Here is an 18,916-nt window from a genome sequence, read left to right on the forward strand (position 1 = left end):
GAAGGCGCAGGGTGGGCTCGGCAGATGGGTGCCGCTAATGAACAAATTTTATCAAACGGCCATTTTGGCGCTCGCTACTCGCGTGGCATCGAGTGCGAGTGCCGCGCGCAGTGTCGTGCAGCGCAATTGGGCTTGTGCAGCGGCTTCGAGCAGTTGCGGCAGGGCGGCCAGAAGCACCGGCTCACCACGTGCATCGCGCGCCGCATGGCCGTCGTGAAGCAGCAGGATGTCTTGCGGCGCCAGGCCGCGTAGAAGCCGCTGCGTAATGGCGTCGGCGCTGCGCGAGCGGGTGTCGAAGCCGCGCCGGGTCCAACTGGCCAGTTGCAGGCCCAGCTGGCACAGCACCGGTTCAAGAAACGGATTGCGCAATCCCGCCGGCGCGCGGAAGAACAGCGGGCGCGTACCGGTGATCTGCGCGAGCGTGTCTTGCGCGGTTTCGATTTCACGCCGCAGCGCGCCCGGCCCCTGCAGCGAGAACGTATGTCGATGGCGCTGGCTGTGGTTTTCCACCGCGTGCCCGCGCGCGACGATGTCTTCTACGCAGCGCGGGTGCCGTTGCGCCAGCTCGCCGATGCAGAAGAAGGTGGCGCGGGCACCGTAGCGGTCGAGCACATCCAGCACGCGCGGCGTGACCTCGGGGTCGGGGCCGTCGTCGATGGTCAGGGCGATCTGCTGGCCGGCGGCGGCGGGCAGGCGGGTCCAGTTCGGGCCGAGCCATGCACTGCGCGGCCACAGTCCGCCGGCCATCAACACCAGATGCGAGGCGATCACGCTGCCGCCAGCCCATGGCCACGTCGATGGCGCTGCTGCCACGGCAACCGCTGCGCCGGCATGCAGTGCCAGCGCGCCGCTGATCAGCGGGGTCGGCTTCCAGCGGCGTGCGGTGTTGGGTGGCGGGGTGAGCGGTGCGTTCATGCGGCAGCGGGGTGAGCGTGATCGGGCGGCGGCGCCAGGATGGCGGCAAACACCAGCGCGAGCATGGCGCCGGGGCCAACGGTCAGCCCGAACGTTTCCAGCATCGGCACATGCGAGAAGGCGAGCAGGCCGAAGCCGGCGACCGTCGCGAGGTTGGCCACCAGCAATGACACCAGCGTCTGCGGCGCGATACGCTGTTCCGCCGCGCCCACGCGCTGGTTGAAGAACAGCGCGTAGTTCGACCCCACCGCCACGATGAGCAGCATGCCAACCAGATGCAGGATGGTGAGCTGCACGCGGGCCAGCGCAAAGCCGGCCGTCACCACCAGCACCGCAGCCACCAGCGGGGCCAGCGCACGCAACGTCCGCTGCAGCGAGCGCAGCGCGACGAGCAGCAGCAACGCAATCACCACGAACCCGGCCAGCGACAGGTGGAGGTCTTCGCGCACGTAGTCCACGTACAAGCGGTCCGCTTCGGCTTTCAGATCGACGAAGAGCGCGCCGGGCACGTTCGCATGCTCGACGGCGGCGCGAATCGGCCCGGCATCCAGGCTGGGCTGGTTGGCTGCGGTGGTTGCGCTGGCCGGTGCGCGCAGCGGCAACATGGCGCTCCACTGGCCGGCGCGTTCGGTCAGCAGCGCATCGACGGCCAGCGCCATCGACGTGCCTTTCAGATCGGCGCGTTGCAGCAGCGGCTGCGATCGCGCGGCATTCACATCGGCGATGAACGGTGCGAAGAGATCGGGCTTCACGCGGATCGGCTGGTCTTCAACGGCGCTGCGCATGCGTGCTGCGAGCGTGCCGGCGTCGGGCAGGCTGGCGAGGCGTGCGCGCTGCGTGGCATTGCTGGGCAGATAGCGGGCGGGATTTTCGAAGCCGGCGAGCACGCCGCTGTCGACCAGCGGTTGCAGCTGCGCGGCGATCTTTTCGGCGGCTTCAAGCGCGGCCTGTTCTGTCGCACCCGGGATCACGACGAGGTAGCGCACGTCGGGTGCCCCCACGTCAGCGCGCAGGCTGGCATCGAGCGCCTGGCTCTTCGCGGGCACGGGGCTCAGTGCGGCGAGTTCGCGGCTCCACAGGCCATTGCGATGCAGTGCAAGCGCAGCACACGCGCCCACCAGTACAAGCACCAACAGCCAGCGCAGGCGCGGGGCTACCCGTGTCGCCCGGGCCAGCCATGCACCGAGCCGCGATACGTCGCGAATCGCCACCTGCGTGCCCCGCAGATGCGGTAACACGTAACGCGTGACGAGCGCCGCCGTCACCAGCCCGACAATCGAATACAGCCCCAGCTGCACGAGCCCCGGAAAGCCCGAGAACAGCATCGACGCAAAGCCGCACACCGAGGTCAGCACGCCCAGGCGGATGGTCGGCCAGTACGCTGCAATCCACGCGCGCAGGCTTTCGCTGGGATTGGCATTGCGTGCGCGGGCGGTCTGCGCGGATTGCACGAACAGGTAGATCGAGTAGTCCACCGCCTCGCCGATGAGCGTGGTGCCGAAGCCGAGCGTGAGCCCGTGCACCGCGCCGAACGCCAGGCTGACCGCCGCCACCCCGGCCGCCACGCCTGAGAGCACCGGCAGCAGCCCCAGCGCCACCGTGCGCGGCGAGCGATACACCGTCAGCAGCAGCGCCACCACCAGCACGAGGCTCAGGGTGGAAAGCCGCTCCACGTCGTGCTTGATGGTGTCGCGCGCATCGACGGAGAAGACACCCGGGCCGGTCATGACGATGCGCGTGGATGCTGCGTTCGGCACCGTGCGTGCAGCGGCATCGAAAGCGCGGCGCACCGTGCCGATGGCGCGTGCCTGGGCGTCGGTGTCGGAACCGGCGGCGGCTGTCTGCACGACCAACACGGCGCGCTGGCCATCGCGCGAGGCCCACACGCCCTGCACCGACGACGGCAGCGCGGCGCTGTCGAGTTGACTGACCAGCGCCGCCACCTCACCGGTCGGGTCGCGCGGCAGCAACTGCTTGGCGAACAGCCCGGCGGATGAGCTCAGCAGGTCGAGGCTCTCGCCCAATGCGGCGTGCAGCCCTTCGGCGGAAAAGCGCTGCGGTGTGACGGTAGGGCTGAGTACGTAGCGATGGTCGAAGATGAACTGCCGGTCGCGCGCTTCGCTCACGGGCTCGCCGTTGTTGACGGCGCTGAACTGCGCATTCGCACGCAGCGTGGCGGCGAGCTGCTTCGACAGTGCCGCCCGCGTGGTCGCATCGCCGCCCTCGATGCCGACGAGGATGAGCCGCGACACCAGCCCCTCGCGCAGCTGATCGACCAGCACGCGTTGCTCGGCACTCGGCGAGTGCGGCAGAAACGCCGACAGGTCGGCCGTGAAGCTGGTGCGCCCGATCACCAACGCGCAGAGCAGCAGCCCGATCAGCCACACCAGCACTGCAGGCCGGCGCAGGGCATGAAGGCGTTCCGCGTGCCCGCTCACTGGCTGCCCTTGGCGGTGTCGGGTATGCGCTGTAGGCGCATCACCGAATGATCGCCGTCGGCCTGGCGGATCGCCACGCTGCGCAGCACGTCACGCGTGCCATCGAGCGTGATCGTGCTCACCACCTTCTGCATGCGTGCGTCGATCGGAGTGAGGGTGAGCGTCCAGTCATCGCCGCGGCCCGTGATGGCGACGGTGTAGATCGCCTCTAGTGCGTAACGGTTGCCGGCCAGCGTGGCGCGGATGCTCTCGATGAACGCGGCCAGCTCCGGATACTGCCCGAGCGGCATCGTGAACTTGCGCTGGTTGCGCTCCACGGTGAGCTTGTCGCCATCGATCACCATGTGTTCGGGCTTCGGGCGCAGTGTGTGCTTTTCCAGATGATCGGGCGCAATGAACACCAGCTCGCCGGACGACACCACAGGCTCCGCCGCAATCGACAGCGTCTTGGTTTCCGTGAACGTGGCGCGACCCGATTTGTTGTGCGCGAGGGTGGACATCAGGCGGTCGAGCGTCCAGGCGGTGTCTGCTGCGTGGGCGGCAGCGGCCAGCAGGGTCGCTGCGAGCACGGCCTGAACGGCGCGGAGGAGCGGGCGCGTTGCAATCATGGCGTTGGGGTGGTCGGGTGCGTGGCCGGGGGGCGTTGCCGTGCGCTGGCCGCGTCGGCATCCTGCCAGAAGTCGAAGAAATTGAACCAGTTGTATGGCGCGATGCGGCAGTCGTGCTCGATGCGCTGCACGTAGCGGGCCAGCGCGGTTTGAACCGCGGCGGCACGGTTTTCGCGGCGGACATCGGTGAAGTCGGCCAACTGATCGAAATGCACGGCGTAGCGGTTGCCGCCCAGGTGCAGCCCCGTCATAAACAGCACGGGCCGCTTGAGCATGGCCGCCATGTGCAGCGGTCCGAGCGGAAACGCCGCCGGGCTGCCCAGAAACATCATGCGCTGCACCGACGGGCCCGCTTCGCGCAGCAATGTACGGTCGGCCAGCATGCCGACGAGGCGGTTGTCGTCGAGCGCCTCGCGCACTTGCAGCATGGCGTCTACGCGCCCGAGCGGAATGACTTCGGGCGCGGCCTTCGGGTTGATGGCGGCGACGGCGGCGTTGATGTTGCGGGCGTTGTCCTCGTACATGGCGACGGCCACGTGCAGGTCCGGCACCGTGCGGCCGAGCGCGCGCACCACCTCGAAGCTGCCCATGTGTGCGCCCAGCAGGAACGCACCACGCCCTTGCGCGAGCACGGCATGCACGTGCTCCTGCCCCTGCAACTCAATGTCGAACAGATCGAACCGTCCGCTGATCAGGTAGATGCGGTCATGGATGGTGGTGGCAAAGGTGAACATGTGGCGGAACACGTCGCGCAGGCGCACCGGCCGGCCCAGCGTACGGCGCAGGTAATCGCGCGAAGCACGACGCGCCGCCGGCGAGAACGCCACGAAGTACACCGCAACGAGCCGCAGCAGGACGCGTCCGAACGGCCGCCCCAGGCGTAGCGAGAGCCACGTCATCACGCGCAGCAGCGCGAGGTTGCTGCGCTCCGGACGCTCGGCCCATTCCGTGCGCTTCATGCCGGTACGCCCTCCGTGGGTGCCGACAGCACGCCGCTGGCCACTTCCCGTTCGCCTGCGCGGATCGAGAAGCGGATGGCGCCGCTGGCCGTCGTCTCGAACGTGAGATCGAGCGGCTGGCCGGGTGCCGCCGGGCTGAGGAACTTGGCCGAGCTGATCCGGCACGCGTCGAGCGATTGGCCCAGCGCGGTGCCGATGGCGTGCAGCGCATGATCGAGCAGCACCACGCCCGGCACGATCGGGTGGCCGGGAAAGTGGCCCGGCAATGCCGGATGATCGGCGGGAATGGTGAAGCGCATGGCAGGCTTGTTGGAAGTGCGCGCGTTGCGCGGCCAATGTTGTGCGACCAGCGCGGTCAGGACGTCGCGCGCGAGCTTGCCCGTTTCGTTACGCGGCAGCGCGTCAACCATGAGCAGCGGGCGCGGCAGGAACGCGGCATCGATGCGCTCGTGCAGGGCGCGCAGCACATCCGCTGCGCTGAGCCCCGGCGCCGCCACCAACGCCACCAGACGCGTGACCGCCGCCACGCCGTACGCATGCGGAGCGGTGGGCGCGTCGTCGGGCATGAAGAACACGCCGTCGACCACGCCGGGAATCGCGTTGAGCTGGTGGTTCAGATACGCCAGCGACGTCCGCTTGCCGGCAATATTGATCAGGTCCGCCTTGCGGCCGTGCAGCAGGAAATGCGTGTCGTCGATCCGTTCGATGGCGTCGCCCATCGGCACCGGGGTGTCGACGTGTCCGCCGCAGACCCAGACGGTGGGGTCGTCGTCTTCGGCGGTGCCGGGGCGCAATTCCATGCGCACGCCCGGGTACAGGTGCCACGCTGTTTCCTGCGCCGTGCGGCGGGTGGCGATCTGGCCGGTTTCGGTGCTGCCGTAGATCTCAAGCAGCGGCGCGGCCAGGCGGGATTCAGCCTCGCGCGCAAGCGCCTCGGACAGCGGCGCGGTGGCCGACAGCACGAGCGATGCACTGGGCAACGTCGGCTCCGACGCCAGCAGCGCGCGCAGATGCACCGGCGAGGTCACCAGCACGCGCGGTTGCGGCACGGCCTCCATCGCCTCGCGGATGTCGGCCGGATAGAACGGCAGCCGGTTGCTGAACGCCAGACCACCCTGCAGCGCAAGCAGCACCGTTACCTCGAAGCCGTACATGTGTTGCGCGGGCACCGTGCCGACCAGCGTGAACGCGCGGCCATCATCCAGTCCCAGCCGCGCCACTGCGGTGCGCATGCATTGCACGAGCGCGCCCCAGGTCTTGCGATGCGGTACCGGCGTGCCTGTCGAGCCGGATGTGAAGAGCACGGCCATGACCTGCGCGGCGTCGATCTGCGGCACGTCTGCGGGGGCTTCGCTTGGCGGCAAACCGTCGGGGTAACGGAAGCCCGGCAGATCCACCGGGCAGGCATCCGTGTCGTACAGGCAGAACACATCGGGCGCGAACGCTGCGAGCTGGCGCACCATCTGCGGCGTCTGCATGGGCGGCAGCAAGCTGATCTTGCCGGCCACCAGCGTCGCGCACAGGCCGACGGCAAAGCGATAGCGGTCCGCGCAGGCGTTGAACACATGGCCGCCCGGCGGCAGCATCGCGGCCAGCGTCATCACATCGCCGAGGAATGCGCGCGCGGAGACGGGCGCACCGTCGCGCCAGGCAAGCGTGTCATCCAGCGATGGGTGGGAGACCAGCGGGTGAGTCGGCATCAAGCGAATCTCGGGTGAGTCGGGGAGGTCAGCGGGGGCGGTCCGTGGCGGCTGGCGTGGAGTGCCCCGATTGACGATAGGCGCGCACTGCGTCGAACAGGCTTGAGCTCGGCTCGCCGCGCAGCACGACGCGCCGGCACAGGTATTCCACCACGAACATCACGCCCACCAGCGGCAGCGACAGGGTGTTCGCGAACGTCGACCATGTGACGATCGACGCCGTGGCAAACAACAGCGTGGAGATGGCGGCCGTGGCCAGGAAGAACAACGTCCACGCCAGCGTGACCTGCCGCGAATAGCGTGCAATGCGCGGCGTCAGCGTGCCGTGCACGATGCGTGCGAAGTGCGTACACAGCGGCTCGCGCCCCGCCATGAGCGTGCGGCCGAATACGTAGGCCATCATCACGTTGAAGCTGGCGTGCTCAAGATACAGGCCCCAGCCAAACTGGCGCGCGAGCGGCTCGCGTGCCATCCAGAGCGTCGCGCAGACGAGCGTCCAGACCGGCACCAGCCACGCGCGTCGGCCCGAGCGGATTGCGGCCACCAGGGCGATCGCCAGCGGCGGCACCAGCGCCATCGCCAGCCCCAGGCCGTGCGCACCCGGCGTGGCCGCCGCGTAGTGCGCACCCGCCTGATATGCTACGACCGCACCGACGCCGCCCGCGCCGCGCGCGAAGCTCGTCAGTCGGCCCATGGCGGAACGGGGTGGGAGAAACGGCGCTGCATCGGTGTCATCAGGTTGGCCGGGCATTTTTTTCATCATACGCATGCCTTCGGCCATGGGCAGGGCACGCGTTCGGGCGCCACATTCTAGGGCCCGGCACGTGCCTCGCCGGGCGTGAGGCCGATAGGTTTGTAACCGGATGTACAACGTGCCGCCGGCGCATTGGCTGCGGGCTTGCCGATTTTCGGCACCGTGCAAGCGGTTGAATCGTTTGCGTCACTTCGTGTAAACGCGCCGATATGCGGTCTTTGTCACGGTTTCTCGCTATACGAGGTGTGACCCTTCGACTAGAATCCGCCTAGCTTAAACGACCCCCGTTCACAGGCGGGGCAGGGCAAGGCAGGGCTTCAGGCGAGGAAAACGTCGTCGTTTCTGGCCGCGTCCCGCAGTGCGCTGCCTGTGCATGCAAGACCGATGAACGATCTGGAAAAAGAGCTCGCCGCGCTGATGATCGGCGAACTGAATCTCGAAGACATTCAACTCGACGCCCTGACCGCCGATACGCCGCTGTATGGCGAAGGGTTCGGGCTCGACTCCATCGATATCCTCGAAATTGCGCTGCTGATCTCCAAGAAGTACGGCTTCGAGCTGCGTTCGGGCGATCCGGACAACCAGAAGATCTTCGCCTCGCTGGGCGCACTGGCCGCCTACGTGGCCGTACATCGCACGCGCTAGGCAGGCGCCACTGCCCGACATTCCCAGCGCTGTTTCCCCAAGTCTTGCCGGACCGACGCCATGCCGATGACCGGCGCATCTTCCACGCACCTCGTCCTGATCCCCAGCTACAACCCTGGCCCCAAGGTTGACGACACCGTGCGCAGTGCGCGCGCGCAATGGAACCCGGTGTGGGTGGTGGTGGACGGCAGCACCGACGGCAGCACCGAGCGCCTGCAGGCCCTGGCTGCGCAAGACCCCGGGTTGCGCGTGATCGTGCTGCCGCGCAATCGCGGCAAGGGCGTGGCCGTGCTGGCCGGATTGGAAGCCGCCACCGCGCAGGGCTTTACCCACGTGCTGACCATGGACGCCGACGGCCAGCACCCGGCACACCTCATTCCGGAGTTCATGGCTGCTTCGGCGGCTGCACTCGATGCGATGATCCTCGGGCAGCCGGTGTTCGACGCCAGCGCGCCGTGGCCTCGCGTGCAGGGCCGGCGCCTGTCCAACGGGTGTGCAGACCTTGAAACGCTGTGGGCCGGCATCGGCGATACGCTGTTCGGCTTCCGCGTGTACCCGATCGCGCCGCTGGCTGCGATCATGCGGCGGCACGCGTCCATGCGCGGTTTCGATTTCGACCCGGAAGCGGCGGTACGCCTGTGCTGGGCCGGCGTGCGCCCGATCCGGCGGGATGCCCCGGTGCGCTACTTCCGCGCGCATGAGGGCGGTGTATCGCACTTCCAGTATCTGCGCGACAACGTCCTGCTGGTCGGCATGCACCTGCGCCTGCTGGCCGGGGGCGCATTACGGCTGCCGTCGATGATTGCGCGGCGCGTGCAGCGCGGCTGGTAGCCGGCCACTCAGGCCGTCTCCTTTTTCCTGGCGACGGCATGGTCTCCTGGCGCGGAGGACCTAGCGCGCGTCTTTCGGGCGACCGCCCTTGGGCCAGTCGTTCGCGCGTGCCGCAAAGTCCGGGCGCGGCTGCTGGGTGAAGAACGCGGCGACATCCACGGCTTCCTGCGCGGTGAGCGTATTGCCCTGGCCGAGCGGCATGTTGTGCTTCACGAACGCAGCGGCGGTGAACATACGCGCCATGCCTGCCCCCACATTGAACGAATCCTTGCCCCACAGCGGCGGCATGGCGTAACCGCCTTGCCCGTTGGGCACGCCCTGGCCTTCCGCGCCATGGCATGCGGCGCAGCGTTGCGCGTAGATGGCCTTGCCGTTTTCGCTGTTCGGGGTGAGCGCGGTGTCGATCTTCTCAAAGCCGCGCCCGGCCACGTTGGTGCCCACGGGCACGCCGCTCGACAGCCATTTCATGTAGGCGAGGATGGCGTTCATGTCGTCGCCGTCGAAGGCGATCGGCTTGCCGTTCATCGAGCGCTGGAAGCAATCATTCACGCGTTCCTGCAGCGAGATCACCTTGCCGCTGCGCGAGCGGTATTCTGGAAACGCGCCCGTCAGCCCCACCCACGGCGAGGCGTAGGCGGTCGTGCCGCCGTTCAGGTGGCAGTTCGTGCAGTTCAGGCCGTTGCCCACGTTGTGCGGCAGCTGGCGCTTGGTGTCGGTCAGGATCACCTTGCCGCGCCGGATGGCATCGCCCACCGGGCCGGCGGGGATCGTGGCGTCATCCGGCACGGGCATCGTGACCGGTGCGGTTTGCGCGAACGCGGATGTGCTGATGGCAAGCGCCAGTACGGCGCTCAGCTTGCGCAGCGTCATGTTGTCTCCTGTGGGTTATTGATTGGTGTGGAGGCGCGATGCGGTTTGGCTAGCGATTGCGTTCCAGCCAGCCGAAGACGGCCATGCCCGCCAGCATGGCCGCGACAAAGCCGATGGCCTTGGGCACGCCCGCGCCCAGCGCCACCAGTGCGGGCCCCGGGCAGAATCCCGCCAGCCCCCAGCCGATGCCGAAGACCGCGCTGCCGAGCACCAGCCGCTTGGTGATGCCCATCGCGGCCGGCCATTGAATCCACGATCCGAGCAACGAGCGGCCGCGCCGCCGGGCCATGAAGAAGGCCACCGTGCCGACGGCAATGGCCCCGGCCATCACGAACGCGAGCGACGGGTCCCAATGGCCGAACAGATCCAGAAAGCCGAGCACCTTGGCCGGATTAGCCATGCCCGACACGATGAGCCCCGCGCCAAACAGCAGGCCCGCGATGAGCGCAATCACGATCCCCATGTCAGCCCCCCACCACGTGACGAACCACGAACACCGTGACGATGCCCGCAGCCATGAACGTGAGCGTCGCCACCAGCGAACGCGCCGAGCCGCGCGACAGCCCGCACACACCATGGCCGCTCGTGCAGCCGCCTGCGTAGCGTGTGCCGAGGCCGACCAGGAACCCCGCCGCCAGCACTTCGCCCCACCCGGCCGCGATGTCCGGCACGACGGGGTGCCCGAGGAGCCCGGCAATGACCGGCGCGCCGATCAGCCCGATCAGGAAGGCAATGCGCCAATCCATATCGCCGCGCGGGCGCTGCAGCAGCCCGCCCACGATGCCGCTGATGCCGGCGATGCGGCCATTGCCCAGCACCAGCACTGCGGCCGCCAGCCCGATGATCAGGCCGCCGGCGAGGGCGGCGCCCGGCGTGAAATGTGCAAAGTCGATCGACATGAGGAGGGGGAAGCGTCAATTAAGCTTCTTATAATATATAAATTTGTAGATTGTTTGTCAGCCCCCTAGACAGCCCTTGGCTTAAACAGGGTCCGAACCGATTGTCTGGGCAGCGCATCCTCGCTAGGCTGGTGTTTTGCTGTGGAGGGTCGCGCGATGAGCTGGCAGAACTGGGTCGTCTCGTGGATGGTGCGAAACCAGGTCAAGAAGCCGACCGAGCGGGAGCCCTTCGACCCCGTCGCCACGCGCCTGCATGCCGAAAAGCGCAAGATGCCCTCGCCGGTGGAGCTGCCGGCGGACTGGCGCATCGTGGCTGCAAACCATGGCCTGACCGGTGAGTGGATCGAACCCGCCGATCCCGACTTGCACGACGATGCGCCCGTGGTGCTCTACCTGCACGGCGGTGGCTACTTCTTCTGCAGCCCGCGCACGCATCGCCCCATCACCATCGGCCTGGCCACGCATGCGCGGGCGCGCGTGTGCGTGCCGGATTACCGCCTCGCGCCCGAGCACCCGTTTCCGGCACCGGTGGAAGATGCGCTCTTCACGTATCGCACGTTGGTGGCGCGGGGCGTGGCGCCGTCGCGCATTGTGGTGGCAGGGGATTCTGCCGGCGGCGGCCTGGCGCTGGCGCTGCTCGTGGCCCTGCGCGATGCGGGCGACCCCCTGCCGGCCGGCGCGATTCTCTATTCGCCATGGACGGACCTGGCCGCCACCGGCCAGAGCCTGATTGACAACGACGAATCGGATGTGATGTTCCGCGGTGCCTGGATGGCCCACGGCGCGGCGCTGTACCTCGGCGACTCCGGTGCGCCGACCGACCATCCGCTCGCCTCGCCGCTGTATGCCGATTTCACGGGCCTGCCCTCGCTGCACTGCTATGTGAGCACGAGCGAGGTGCTGCGCGACGACACCCTCCGAATGGCCGAGCGCGCGCGGGCCGCCGGGGTATCCGTTTCGGTAGAAATGGGCCGCCGGCTTCCGCACGTGTGGCCGATCTTCTATCCTTTCCTTCCGGAGGCGCGCTTTGCGCTCAGGCAATCGGGCGCGCAGATCCGCGCGCTGGTTGCCGCCCAACACGAGAAACGAGAACCGGCGGAACTGACACCGGCATGACCCCACCGGCGCCTATCGCAAGACCTGGCAGGCCGGCAGGGAGGCGAGAACGGGGAGCCCAGCATGCGTCGGGTGGTGGTCTTGGGATTGATGCTGGTGGCTGTGGCGGGCGCGGGCGTGTGGACCCGGCACCATCGCGCATGGTTGGCCAAGGTGCGGTTCGAACCTGTCGAGCCCGTTGCCGCGGCAACCGGCCCGGGCGCCGTGGGCGTGCCGGTCAGCATGCCGGGCCCCAAGGCGTACTGGCTCAAGGTCTGCGACGAGAAGCTGGGCCCCATGCAGGTGACCGTGCATGCCAGCGAAACACCGCTGCGCTTTTCCAACGACCGCACGGTCGACCAGTTGACCGCCGAGGCGCCGCCCTATGACCGGGCCGCGCGGGTCCTGGGCAAGACCTACGCCACGCTTGTCGCGCAGTTTGGCGTCAGTACGCGCTACCTGGCCTTGCCCACGCAACCGCCCACGACCTGCCTGCGGCCGTCGGTCGAGGTGGAGCTGATCGTGAACGATTTTCGTGTGGCGGTGGCGCGCGAGTTTGTCCCTGGCTCCTGCGCGTACAACGCCATCCGCGAACACGAGCTGCGGCACGTGGCCGTCAATCGCGCAGTGCTGCCGCACGCCGCTGAAATGATCCGCAGGGAAATCCAACGCGCGTATGGCGGCCGGCTTTATTTTGGCGACCCGGATCGCATTGCCGACGATCTGCAGACGGCGCTGACGCGGCATTGGTTGCCGCGCGTGCAATCGTTGATCGAACTGGGGTTGCAGGCGCACGAGCAGATCGATACGCAGCAGGAGCAGGAGCGCATGAGCCGCGTCTGCAATGGTGACGTGCAAGCCGTGCTGCAGCAGCTCATGCGCAGTTAGCGCACGGGTTGCGTGCCGGGACGTCAGGCTGCCGGGCGGTGCGCGGCGCGTGCCTGCAGTTGCGCCACAGCCTGGTCGACGATGGCCTCGGGCGCCAGCGCAATGCTGACGACGATGGCATCGGTCGGTTCTTCCAGCGCATCGAACTGGCTGCGCAGCAGATTGGGGTTGAAGAAGTGGTCCTTGCGGGCCGACAGGCGGCTTTGCAGCAATTCGAAATCGCCCTTCAGATAGACGAACTCGGTGTTGGCCGCGGTGCCACGCAGCACGTCGCGGTAGCGCTGCTTGAGTGCGGAGCACGCGACCACCAGCGAGCGGCCGCCGCTCGTCATCTCGTCCATGTAGGCGCGGATGGATTCGAGCCAGGGTTTGCGGTCGTCATCGCCCAGCGGAATGCCGGCATGCATCTTGGCGCGGTTGGCATCGCTGTGGAATTCGTCGCCATCACGGAAAGCGCAGCCGAGCCGCTCGGCGATCTTCTGGCCCACCGTGGATTTGCCGCAACCCGAGACACCCATCACTACTACGATCATCGTCATTCCTACGTGCAGAAAAGCGCGCACCCACGCGCAGAACGTCAGGCCGGCATGTTAGCGCGTTGGCGGCGGCGGACGCCGACTTTTGCTGCTGCGGCGCAGCATTTGTTCCGCATCATTGTTCGTCTGGGAGCGGATTGCCAAAAGCGTCAAGCTGCGTCAAATTGCGGGCAAAGCAGTGGTTACAAATCGTTCAAAACAAGGCCTCAAAAGGGCCAACGTTGATTGGAGGAGACATCCATGGCTGGTGAAGTTTTCGACCCGCGACCGCGCAACAACGCATCGTACGTAGTGGGCGACACGACGGTGCCGCTGGCGCACGTGACGGTCTCGGCGTTGCTGGCGGAGACCGTGCGCCGATACCCTGATGACGAGGCGGTCGTGTTCCGCGAGCAGGGCGTGCGCTGGACGTGGCGTGCCTTTGCCGAGCAGGTCGACGCGCTGGCCGCGGGCCTGCATGCGCTGGGGCTGGAGCGCGGAGACCGCATCGGCATCTGGTCGCCCAACCGCCATGAATGGGTGCTCACGCAGTTTGCGACCGCGCGCCTGGGGCTGATTCTCGTCAACATCAATCCGGCGTATCGGCTCTCGGAGCTGGAATACGCGCTCAACAAGGTCGGTTGCAAGGCCATCGTGGCGGCCGAAGCGTTCAAGACCTCACGCTACCTCGAGATGCTGCAGACGCTGGCGCCCGAACTGGCGACCGCGCAGCCTGGTGCACTGCACGCTGCCAAGCTGCCCGCGCTGCGCTGGGTCATCCGGATGGGCGAGGACAGCACGTCGGGCATGATCAACTTTGCCGACGTGATCGCGCGCGGCAAGGGTGTACCTGTTGAAGCGCTGGATGCCATCACCAACACGCTGTCGCCCGACGACGCCATCAACATCCAGTTCACTAGCGGCACCACCGGCGCGCCCAAGGGCGCCACGCTCACGCACATGAACGTGGTCAACAACGCGCGCTTCGTCGCTATGGCGATGAACCTTCAGGCGGGCGACCGGCTGTGCATTCCCGTGCCGCTGTATCACTGCTTCGGCATGGTGATGTCGGTGCTCACGTGCACGGCCACCGGCGCGTGCATGGTGTTCCCGGGCGAAGCGTTCGACCCGCTCGCCGCGCTGCAGACCGTGGCGCAAGAGCGCTGCACGCAGCTGCACGGCGTGCCGACCATGTTCATCGCGCAGCTTGATCATCCGGACTTCAAGACCTTTGACGTATCGAGCCTGCGCGGCGGCATCATGGCCGGCTCGCCCTGCCCGATCGAGGTGATGAAGCGCGTGGTATCCGAGATGAACCTGCGCGAAGTCACCATCGCCTACGGCATGACCGAGACGAGCCCCGTGTCGTTCCAGAGTGCCGTGACCGACCCGCTCGACAAGCGCGTGACCACCGTCGGCCGCATCCAGCCGCATCTGCAGGTCAAGCTGGTGGACGGCGCGGGCGAGGTGGTGCCGGTGGGCGAGAAGGGCGAACTCTGCACCAAGGGTTATTCGGTCATGCTCGGCTACTGGGATGACGAGGCCAAGACCGCCGAGTCCATCCACGACGGCTGGATGCACACGGGTGACCTGGCAACCTTCGACGCCGAGGGCTACTGCAACATCGTCGGCCGCGTGAAGGACATGCTGATCCGCGGCGGCGAGAACGTGTACCCGCGCGAGATCGAAGAATTCCTCTTCCGCCACCCCAAGGTGCAGGCCGTCAACGTGTTCGGTGTGCCCGATGCGAAGTACGGCGAAGAGGTGTGCGCGTGGATCGTGCTCAAGCCCGGCCAGCAGGCCACGGAAGACGAGATCCGCACGTTCTGCCAGGGCCAGATCGCGCACTACAAGATCCCGCGCTACATCCGCTTTGTCACCGAGATGCCGATGACGGTGACGGGCAAGGTACAGAAGTTCGTCATGCGCGACCGCATGATCGAAGAGCTCAAGCTGACGGTATCGGCCACCGCTTGAGCCTGCAGTTTCGCGGCTGAAATGCGAACCCGTTGCGCGCGGCATGTCGTTGCCATGACGATGCTTGCCGCGCGCAATGTTTGTATCTGCGCTTGGCGATGTCACGGGCTGCGCATCAAGACGCGGTTCCCGCACGTGTCTTGCCGATAGGGAGCACTCGCGAGCCACCGGCGGCCCGCTCCACGTGGGCGCGGTCACCGGCCGGCGCGCGGTGACGTGCTCACGCACCAAGTGCATCACGGGATGCACGCTGTCAGGAATCGGCCGCTCGCGCAATGTGAGTCGGAAGGCGCCGATGTATCCATGGTGAAACCTCTCGCGAACGGGCGTCCGCAAACACCAGCGTGATGGCGATCGGCGGGCGGCGTCTGCATCTTCGGCCGATGGTGGAACGCCGGTGGGTGCATTCGGCCCGGAACGGGTGTTACAGCACTGCAACCGAATGCCGTCAATCGCTCGGCCGAAATGACGAGGTCCTGACACGATTGTCCGCGACCTATCGCGCGGCGATTTTTTGATTCCTTGCGTTTTCAATTGCTTAGCCACGCGACGCGTGTGTGCGTGGCCGGATGGCATTGAATATGCAAACGACGCGCCCCGGGGGTGGGTGATGTTTTTCCCACTGGCAGAGCGAGCCGGCCGTATCGGTCGCGCTTCCAACCGCCCCTCTCACCTTTATGGAGTGCGTTATGAAGAAGACCTTACTGGCCACCGCGATCGCCATGGGATTGGGGGTCTCTGGCGTTGCACTGGCCGATATCGGGAACGTTGCGTCTGGCCCGGGTAACAAAACCCAGACCAACACAGCGACCATTACCAACACCAGTACCGACACAGACACCACCACCACGAATACCAATAACTCCAACCAGCACAACAACCAAAGCCAGGGAAATAACCGCGACAACGCTGGATGGGCGAATGCCGCGGGTTATGGCACCGCTGCTGCCAATAATGGCGGCGTTTCCACTGCGACATTCAGCAATGCCTTCAACACCAGCAAGGCGATTGCCATCTCCAGGCTGGAAGGCACGGTTACCAACCTCAGTGTCTCGGGCATCGGCAATGTCGCCACCAATAACGGCGGCACGGCCAATGGCGGCAGTGGTGGACGCGGCGGTACGGGTTATGGCGGCGTTGGCATGGGTGGCAACGGCGGCAATGGCGGCGCGGGCGGCGCGGGCGGCAGCGGCGGCTCGGGCGGCAGCTCCGGCAATGTCACGCACGGTAGCGCGACCAACGGCGGCGCCACGGCAGGCGATGGCGCCAATGGCGGCAACGCCACGGGCAACGCCGGCAATGGCGGCGCCGGCGGCAGCTCCGGCACGCTGTCGGCCAGCCTCGGGGCAGGCCTTGGCGGTTCGGCTGGCAGCGCCAGCGCTGCGGCCGGCGGCCATGGCGGCAGCGGCGGCGGAGCTGGCGCCAGCGGTGGCGATGCCAATCGCCACAGTGGCAGCGGGTCGGCAACCGGCGGCACGGGCGCAGCAGCAGGCGGCAACGGTGCGGCTGGAGGCGCCGGTACGGCTGGCACTTCGACGGCTTCCGGCGGCGCAGGCACCGGCACGAGCGCGGCAACCGGCACCAGCACGGGCGGTGCAGGCGCGGCGGGCGGTGCTGCCACCAACGTGGCCGGCAACGGCGGTGCTGGCGGCGCAGCCGCCAACGGCAGCGCAACCAATGGCTCAGCCTCGTCAACCGCCGGCAACGGTGCGGTGGGCGCGATGGGCGCCATGGGCGCGGCGGGTGGTGCAGGCGGCACGGGCAACGGCGGTGTCGGCAACGGTGCTGTTGGCGGTGCAGGCGGTGCAGGCGGCGCAGTGATGGTGGATGCGGGCACGTTCAACATGTCCAATGCCATGACCAGCGTCGGCCAGTCGGCTGCCGGGATCATGATTGCGAACCAGAACAGTGGCTTCGCTTCGCTGATCCAGCAAAGTGTCAACGTGCAAGCCAACCTGAACGTCGGCCACTGAGCGGGCATCGGGCTTGAGCGGGGAAGCGTCGCTGCCGGTGCCATGTCGTTGTGGCATGCAGGCAGCGGTTGACCGGCCGGGCTGCGTTGGCGGCTCGGCCCCAGTTGGAGCGTAGAGGAGACATTCGATGCGATCCGACAGAAGAACCACAGCAGGACGGATGGCATGGCCGGTGGCGTCACTGCTGGCGTGCGGTCTGGCAGTGTGGCCGGCGGCAGCAGCGATGGCGGCGGACGACGCGCCGATCGCAGACAGTGCGCAGACAACCCACACGGAAGCGGTGCGTCCCCCGGTCGCCGCAGCCGTGTCGGTGCCTGCGTTTGTCCCCAGGCTGGGTCATGCGGTGGGTGCAGACACGCTCGAGCGCTATCGCGGCGGCACGCAGGATCTCTACCAGACCGTCAACGATGCGCGCCTGTCGGGCACCGTGAGCGACAACGCCGCCGTGAATGTGGCGACGGGGTCGAACATCGTGCGCGACGGCTCGCTCACCAATGCCGCCGGGATCCCCACGGTCATCCAGAACACGGGTGCAAACGTGCTGATCCAGAACGCGACCATCGTCAACGTGCAGTTCCGGCCCTGAGTGCATGAAGGATGCGTTGATGCGCAAGACGTGCGGTGCATTGCTGATGGCACTGGTGTGCGGGCCTGTGCTGGCGGGCGAGATCGACATGCTCGGGTCGGGCGGCGGCACATATGCCGTGCCCGTGACGAGCATGAAGGCGGCCCGCTACCTGCGCACCGTGCATCAGCGGTTTGACTTCAGTTGCGGGTCGGCCGCCGTAGCGACGCTGCTCACTTACCAGTACGGCTATGCGGTGAGCGAGCAGGTGGTGTTCCAGGCCATGTACACGCATGGCAACCAGGAGAAGATCCGGCGAGAGGGTTTTTCGCTGCTCGACATCAAACGCTACCTGGAGTCGCAGGGCTTTGCCGCCGACGGTTTCGAGCAGCCGCTGGATGCATTGAAGGACGCCCATCTGCCGGCCATCGTGCTGTTGAGCGAGAACGGCTATCACCACTTCGTGGTGGTCAAGGGCGTGCAGGAAGGGCGTGTGCTGGTGGGCGATCCGGCCATGGGCACACGCGCCATCCCGCGTGCGAGTTTCGAGAGCATGTGGGACAACCATTTGCTGTTCGTCGTCCACAACCACGAGGCGGGGGCGACGTTCAACGCGGCATCGGATTGGCGCGTTGCGCCGCGCGCGCCGCTGGAGGAAGGGATGGATCGCAGCGGGCTGGGGAACATCGTCGTCCCCAAGCATGGCCCGAGCGATTTTTGAACGCAGTCCGGTGGCATGCAGGAGGGCATCATGAGGCGGTTTGGCAAGGCTGCGTGGGCCATCGGTTGGCTCGCGCTGACGGCGGCCGGGCACGCGTGCGGCGCCGGCATGGATGGCAACCCCGTCCACGCATGGCAGGCCGTGTCCGAAGATAAGCTCGACGATATGCGTGGCGGGTTTGATGTGCCGTCCGCCGCGGGGCTGCGTATCTCGTTCGGCATCGATCGCGCGGTGTATATCAACGGCGATCTGGTGGCGAGCGCGTCGGTCAATGTTCCCGATGTGGCGCGCATGACGGCCGCGCAGGCGCAGCAACTCTCCAACGTCGTGAACACGGTCAACCTGGTGCAGAACGGGCCGAACAATGCCGCGCCGCCGGACATTGCGGCGGGCACCGCTGCGGCGGCCACCATCATTCAGAACACCCTGAACAATCAGACGCTGCAGGCCGTGACGACCATCAACGCGGCCGTCAACAGCCTGCCGCAGTTCCGCCAGATGAATCTTGCCAACGTGCTCCAGGGAGCGCTTGCCAACGTCGCCACCGTGCTGCACTGAAGGTG

Annotated in this window: 19 protein-coding genes; 9 read left to right on the forward strand and 10 right to left on the reverse strand. The window is 67.1% G+C overall.

Going from position 1 to position 18,916, the window contains the following annotated elements:
• Nucleotides 1–51 precede the first annotated feature (51 nt).
• From NG900_RS03115 to NG900_RS03140, 6 genes are read right to left on the reverse strand one after another with little or no spacing between them, the layout of a single operon-like run.
• Complete coding sequence (locus NG900_RS03115; RefSeq protein WP_252676577.1) at nt 52–915, reverse strand: polysaccharide deacetylase family protein; 864 nt, start codon at nt 913–915, stop codon at nt 52–54.
• On the reverse strand, nt 912–3,353 hold the full coding sequence (locus NG900_RS03120; RefSeq protein ID WP_252676579.1) for an MMPL family transporter: 2,442 nt from the start codon (nt 3,351–3,353) through the stop codon (nt 912–914). The genes NG900_RS03115 and NG900_RS03120 overlap by 4 nt, the downstream gene beginning before the upstream one ends.
• Entirely contained in the window at nt 3,350–3,961 is a 612-nt protein-coding gene (locus NG900_RS03125; protein ID WP_252676581.1) for an outer membrane lipoprotein carrier protein LolA, read from the reverse strand. The genes NG900_RS03120 and NG900_RS03125 overlap by 4 nt, the downstream gene beginning before the upstream one ends.
• Complete coding sequence (locus tag NG900_RS03130) at nt 3,958–4,920, reverse strand: LpxL/LpxP family acyltransferase (protein WP_252676583.1); 963 nt, start codon at nt 4,918–4,920, stop codon at nt 3,958–3,960. Before NG900_RS03130 ends, NG900_RS03125 begins: the two co-directional genes overlap by 4 nt.
• Nucleotides 4,917–6,620, reverse strand: a complete 1,704-nt coding sequence (locus NG900_RS03135) for an AMP-binding protein (RefSeq protein WP_252676584.1) — start codon at nt 6,618–6,620, stop codon at nt 4,917–4,919. The genes NG900_RS03130 and NG900_RS03135 overlap by 4 nt, the downstream gene beginning before the upstream one ends.
• A gap of 28 nt (nt 6,621–6,648) precedes the next feature.
• Nucleotides 6,649–7,314, reverse strand: a complete 666-nt coding sequence (locus NG900_RS03140; RefSeq protein WP_252676915.1) for a COG4648 family protein — start codon at nt 7,312–7,314, stop codon at nt 6,649–6,651.
• A 444-nt stretch (nt 7,315–7,758) separates the two neighbouring features.
• Here NG900_RS03140 and NG900_RS03145 point away from each other — a divergent pair, with 444 nt between their 5' ends.
• Both NG900_RS03145 and NG900_RS03150 read left to right on the forward strand, forming a co-directional pair.
• Nucleotides 7,759–8,019, forward strand: coding sequence for a phosphopantetheine-binding protein (locus tag NG900_RS03145; RefSeq protein WP_252676586.1), 261 nt, complete (start codon nt 7,759–7,761; stop codon nt 8,017–8,019).
• A 60-nt stretch (nt 8,020–8,079) separates the two neighbouring features.
• Nucleotides 8,080–8,850 carry a glycosyltransferase family 2 protein gene (locus NG900_RS03150; protein WP_252676588.1) on the forward strand — a complete coding sequence of 257 codons (771 nt, stop codon included), beginning with the start codon at nt 8,080–8,082 and terminating at the stop codon, nt 8,848–8,850.
• 60 nt (nt 8,851–8,910) lie between these two features.
• Here the strand turns inward: NG900_RS03150 and NG900_RS03155 are convergent, their stop codons facing one another.
• The 3 genes from NG900_RS03155 to NG900_RS03165 are packed head-to-tail and all read right to left on the reverse strand — an operon-like array spanning nt 8,911 to nt 10,619.
• A complete protein-coding gene (locus NG900_RS03155; RefSeq protein WP_252676590.1) occupies nt 8,911–9,720 on the reverse strand; it encodes a c-type cytochrome in 810 nt (269 codons plus the stop codon).
• A gap of 49 nt (nt 9,721–9,769) precedes the next feature.
• Nucleotides 9,770–10,183, reverse strand: a complete 414-nt coding sequence (locus tag NG900_RS03160; RefSeq protein WP_252676592.1) for a DUF6691 family protein — start codon at nt 10,181–10,183, stop codon at nt 9,770–9,772.
• Nucleotide 10,184: 1 nt separating this feature from the next.
• On the reverse strand, nt 10,185–10,619 hold the full coding sequence (locus NG900_RS03165) for a YeeE/YedE family protein (RefSeq protein ID WP_252676593.1): 435 nt from the start codon (nt 10,617–10,619) through the stop codon (nt 10,185–10,187).
• Nucleotides 10,620–10,775: 156 nt separating this feature from the next.
• Between NG900_RS03165 and NG900_RS03170 the strand changes: the two genes are divergently transcribed.
• Entirely contained in the window at nt 10,776–11,735 is a 960-nt protein-coding gene (locus NG900_RS03170) for an alpha/beta hydrolase (RefSeq protein WP_252676595.1), read from the forward strand.
• Between the two features lie 63 nt (nt 11,736–11,798).
• The gene (locus NG900_RS03175; RefSeq protein ID WP_252676596.1) at nt 11,799–12,602 is read left to right on the forward strand and encodes a hypothetical protein; all 804 of its coding nucleotides are present in this window, start codon (nt 11,799–11,801) and stop codon (nt 12,600–12,602) included.
• Between the two features lie 23 nt (nt 12,603–12,625).
• On the opposite strand, the gene NG900_RS03180 is transcribed toward NG900_RS03175, so the two are convergent.
• Nucleotides 12,626–13,135 (reverse strand): gluconokinase, encoded by a 510-nt coding sequence (locus tag NG900_RS03180; protein WP_252676917.1) that lies wholly within the window; start codon nt 13,133–13,135, stop codon nt 12,626–12,628.
• 243 nt (nt 13,136–13,378) lie between these two features.
• Between NG900_RS03180 and NG900_RS03185 the strand changes: the two genes are divergently transcribed.
• The 5 genes from NG900_RS03185 (at nt 13,379) to NG900_RS03205 (ending at nt 18,911) form a co-directional block, all read left to right on the forward strand.
• Nucleotides 13,379–15,094, forward strand: a complete 1,716-nt coding sequence (locus NG900_RS03185; RefSeq protein ID WP_252676598.1) for an AMP-binding protein — start codon at nt 13,379–13,381, stop codon at nt 15,092–15,094.
• A 689-nt stretch (nt 15,095–15,783) separates the two neighbouring features.
• Nucleotides 15,784–17,067, forward strand: coding sequence for a hypothetical protein (locus NG900_RS03190; protein WP_252676600.1), 1,284 nt, complete (start codon nt 15,784–15,786; stop codon nt 17,065–17,067).
• Nucleotides 17,068–17,194: 127 nt separating this feature from the next.
• On the forward strand, nt 17,195–17,653 hold the full coding sequence (locus NG900_RS03195; protein ID WP_252676602.1) for a hypothetical protein: 459 nt from the start codon (nt 17,195–17,197) through the stop codon (nt 17,651–17,653).
• 19 nt (nt 17,654–17,672) lie between these two features.
• A complete protein-coding gene (locus NG900_RS03200; RefSeq protein ID WP_252676604.1) occupies nt 17,673–18,353 on the forward strand; it encodes a C39 family peptidase in 681 nt (226 codons plus the stop codon).
• Between the two features lie 30 nt (nt 18,354–18,383).
• Entirely contained in the window at nt 18,384–18,911 is a 528-nt protein-coding gene (locus tag NG900_RS03205) for a hypothetical protein (protein ID WP_252676606.1), read from the forward strand.
• Nucleotides 18,912–18,916: the final 5 nt, after the last annotated feature.

This window comes from Ralstonia soli (assembly GCF_023955655.1).
Taxonomy (GTDB): Bacteria; Pseudomonadota; Gammaproteobacteria; order Burkholderiales; family Burkholderiaceae; genus Ralstonia; species Ralstonia soli.